Annotated in this window: 4 protein-coding genes; 1 reads left to right on the top strand and 3 read right to left on the bottom strand. The window is 67.2% G+C overall.

The features are described 5' to 3' along the window. Positions 1 to 86 precede the first annotated feature (86 nt). Positions 87 to 1691 (top strand): Hsp70 family protein, encoded by a 1605-nt coding sequence (locus tag WAW17_RS01595; RefSeq protein ID WP_422331281.1) that lies wholly within the window; start codon positions 87 to 89, stop codon positions 1689 to 1691. Here WAW17_RS01595 and tsaD read toward each other — a convergent pair. The 3 genes from tsaD to tsaB all read right to left on the bottom strand — a co-directional run. Beyond that, positions 1684 to 2724, bottom strand: coding sequence for a tRNA (adenosine(37)-N6)-threonylcarbamoyltransferase complex transferase subunit TsaD (gene tsaD, locus WAW17_RS01590; protein WP_422331280.1), 1041 nt, complete (start codon positions 2722 to 2724; stop codon positions 1684 to 1686). The two genes, WAW17_RS01595 and tsaD, sit on opposite strands and share 8 nt — an antisense overlap. Then, complete coding sequence (gene rimI, locus WAW17_RS01585; protein WP_422331279.1) at positions 2721 to 3200, bottom strand: ribosomal protein S18-alanine N-acetyltransferase; 480 nt, start codon at positions 3198 to 3200, stop codon at positions 2721 to 2723. The genes tsaD and rimI overlap by 4 nt, the downstream gene beginning before the upstream one ends. After that, the coding region (tsaB, locus tag WAW17_RS01580; RefSeq protein WP_422331278.1) for a tRNA (adenosine(37)-N6)-threonylcarbamoyltransferase complex dimerization subunit type 1 TsaB at positions 3197 to 3707 on the bottom strand (511 nt) is incomplete at its 5' end. The genes rimI and tsaB, both read right to left, overlap by 4 nt.

Below are 3707 nucleotides of genomic sequence, written 5' to 3'. Positions count from 1 at the left end.
GGGCTGCCCCGCTCCACAGGAGGCTCCACCGGGTCCGACAGCCACGTGGCAAAGCAGGTCCGCGTCGAGCAGTGAGGGGGTGTGATGTGAGTACGTCCTTGGGGATGTCCACCGGCGCGGCCGGTGTGGGGTCCGCACTCGTCACCACCGATCCCCGCGGCGTCGAAAGTATCGAGTACCGGTACCTTTCCGCCGACCAGGCCCACACCGATCTCGGTGACCTCGTTTGTTCCTCGATGTCGCTGATGACCACCCAGGTTCCGGCGAAACCCGCCACTCCCGACGTGTTCGCCGTCGCCTACCGCACGCCCGGGCAAGCACATTCGATCCGTAGCGCGGTCAGCAAGCAGCGACATCGGGTCCATCTGGTGCCCGAGACGGCAGCCGCGCTCGCGTATCTCCGGCACACCGGCGAGGTGGCCCGGCACGCGACTGTCGGAATCGTGGATTTCGGCGAATCCGGGATGTCGGTTGCCGTCGTCGACCAGGCGGAGGGCACGGTGCTGCACGCCGACCGTACGGCCGGCGTGAGCGGCTCCGTTATCGACGATCTCGTCATCGACCACGTCGTCGGTGCTCTCCCTCCGCCGCATCCGCTGCGCCACCTCGACCGTGACCTGCTTGCGGCACGGTGCCGCGTTGCCAAGGAGCAGTTGTCCTCGGAACAGAACACTCGCGTGGACATCGACTTTCCGGGGATACGACCGATCTTGATCAGCCGCAGCACGTTCGAGGAGATCGTGGCACCCACGATCCACAGTGCCGTCGAGTTCCTTCGGACCACGATCGCCGACTCGCCACGAACACCGGATGCACTGGCCCTGATCGGCGGCGGATCGAACATCCGCACCTTCCGGACAGCTGTCGGCCACGCGTTCGATGCGCGGACCATCGCGGTGAGCGAACCCGACACCGCTGCGGCGAAGGGTGCCGCCTTTCTCGCCGCCTCCTCGGCGATCCGGTTCTATCCGGCCACAGAATCCAATCGGCCGAGTTCGGCTGCCAAGGTATCCGGCGCCGTCGTCGGGGCCCTCGTCGTGGGTGGACTGGTTCTCGGCTACGGGGTTCGCGAACTCACGCCCTCAATCGACACGGATGTCTCCCCCGCGGGGACGGACACGGCACAGACCACCGCACAGGTTGTCCCGGATGCGCCTGCCGCGACTCGAATCCCATCAGATGACCCCACCCCCACGTCGGACTACCATCCGACCCCGGGCCGCGGCATCACCACCTCGGGACTGCCGTCCCAACCCACCTCGGCGAGCGAACGCGGGTCGAGGAGTGAGACCACACCCACTTTGCTCACCACACCTCCCACATCGGCGCCCACCGTTCCGGTGGGCCCGACGTTGCCCGGAACCAATCAGCCACTACCGGACTGGCCCCATATCGAATGGCCGGACGTACCTCCGTTGTGGCCGCAGATTCCCGGAGAACCCCTACTGCACCCCGGCAGTCCCGAGTTTGGTGCGCCCGAGTTTGGTGCGCCCGAGTTTGGTGCGCCCGATTTTGATGCGCCCGAGTCCGGTTTTCTCGTGCCGCCGGATCTGCCATCGACGGTGCCTGTTCCGGGAACTCTCGTGCCCGCGCCCAGAGAACTTACGCCGGAGACTCCGCCCGATACCAGCCTGTTTCCGGACATGTATTCCCCGCCGGTCATGACGACCGTCCCGGTACCTGTCAGCTGAGAACCTGACTGGTCGCGACCGACAGCCCCGGATCACTTGCCACGGTCAGAACCGATGGACCTGCGCCGCCCGCGATGAGATGCGCCCCGAGCGACGCGATCATGACCCCATTGTCGGTGCACAACCGCGGTTTCGGGACGCGGAGCGTCAATCCTGCCTCGGCACACCGTTCCTCGGCGAGAGTCCGAATGCGCGAATTGGCGGTGGCACCGCCGCCCAGAACCAATGTGTCCACACCGACGTCGCGGGCCGCGCGCACCGCTTTCATCGTGAGAACGTCGGCGACCGCTTCCTGGAAGCTCGCCGCGACGTCCGGGACCGACAACGATTCCCCGGCCCGCTCCTTCGACTCCACATGTCTGGCGACCGCAGTCTTCAACCCGGAGAAGGAGAAATCGTGCCGGGCGTCGCGCGGACCGGTCATACCACGGGGGAAGGCGATGGCGTTCCGGTCGCCGTCCTGCGCCGCAGCGTCCAGCGCCGGACCACCGGGGAACCCGAGACCGAGCAGTCGGGCCACCTTGTCGAAGGCCTCGCCTGCCGCATCGTCGACGGTGGTGCCGAGTTCGACGATCGGCTTGGCGAGATCCTCGACATGCAGCAGGTGCGTGTGCCCGCCCGACACGAGCAACGCGACGCACGGCGGCATCGGCCCGTGCTCGAGGGTGTCGACCGCGACGTGGCCACCGAGGTGGTTCACGGCATGGAACGGCACGTCCCACGCAGCCGCATAGGCTTTCGCTGCAGCAACACCGACCAGGAGTGCGCCCGCCAGACCGGGGCCGATCGTGACGGCCAGAGCGTCGGGCTTGGTGATCCCGGCTGCGGACAGTGCTCGCCTCATCGTCGGTACCATCGCCTCGAGATGCGCGCGCGAGGCGACCTCCGGCACCACCCCGCCGTAGCGGGCATGCTGATCGACGCTGGACGCCACCTCGTCCGCGAGGAGTTCGCACGTTCCGTCGTCGCCGTTCCAGCGAACGATACCGACTCCGGTTTCGTCACAAGAACTTTCGATCCCCATGACAATCATTGCACCGGCTCCTCGCCCGCACCGGGCCTGCACATCGTGTATGCGTCGGCGCCGCTCGGTTGGTAGTACTGCTTACGGGTTCCCACGATCTCGAATCCTTCACGTCGGTACAGGGCGATGGCGGCGTCGTTGTCCGTTCGAACCTCCAGAAACACGGGACCACCGCGCTGATCAGCCAGCCGCAGAAGCACACCGAGGAGTGCACCGCCGATACCGGACCGCTGACACGACGGATCGGTGCCGATCGTGTGGATCTCGGATTCGGGGTTCGCGTCGTTGCCGAGCAACGCAATTCCGCCATATCCGACGACACGGCCTTCGTCTCCGCGAGCCACCGCGTAACGAATGTGAGGCACGGCCAGTTCCGCGCGAAACGCTTCTGCGGTCCACGGCCCGTCGCCGGCGAAGAGCAGCGTTTCCAGCTCCGCACATCGTTCGGCGTCCGACTCCACCATCGGCTCGATGTGGAATGTCATTTCTTACGGTCCGCCAGCGCAACCGCATCCGGGCGACGCAGGTACAGCGGGACGAGGGGTGCGGGGGCGGCAGCACTGAAGAGCGCGGGTCCCGCGGTCTCGACCAAGCCGGCCGGTGACGGGGTTTCCACCGGCTCGACCGGCAGATCGAACAGGTCCACGTGCGACGGCGATCCGGCCACCACCTCCGACGGCATCGCCTCGAGTTCGGACGGCTTCACCACCGCAGGGCCCTCGACCCGGCGGCCCCCCGAATAGCGCGCCCAGTACACCTCGCGCCGGCGGGCGTCGGTGACGACGAGAAGATCACGATCCCCACCGACCTGCGCGGCGATGGCGTCGAGACCGCACACGCCGTGAACGGGGATACCCAGTGCGTCGGCGAACGCGGCGGCCGTGGCCATACCCACCCGCAGTCCGGTGAACGGGCCCGGGCCCTCTCCCACCACCACCGCATCCAGGTCGGCCGCGACATGACCGGCCTCCGACAGGCATTCCAGAACATGG

This window comes from Rhodococcus sp. (in: high G+C Gram-positive bacteria) (assembly GCF_049286785.1).
Classification (GTDB): Bacteria; Actinomycetota; Actinomycetes; order Mycobacteriales; family Mycobacteriaceae; genus Rhodococcus_F.
Note: the sequence above shows the minus strand (reverse complement) of the source record. Positions and strands in the feature narration are given on the sequence as shown.

What these genes read in the sequence shown, in the direction of transcription:
- tsaD (WP_422331280.1), bottom strand. Translation starts at nt 2,724, where the DNA reads ATGATTGTCATGGGGATCGAAAGTTCTTGTGACGAAACCGGAGTCGGT.
- rimI (WP_422331279.1), bottom strand. Translation starts at nt 3,200, where the DNA reads ATGACATTCCACATCGAGCCGATGGTGGAGTCGGACGCCGAACGATGT.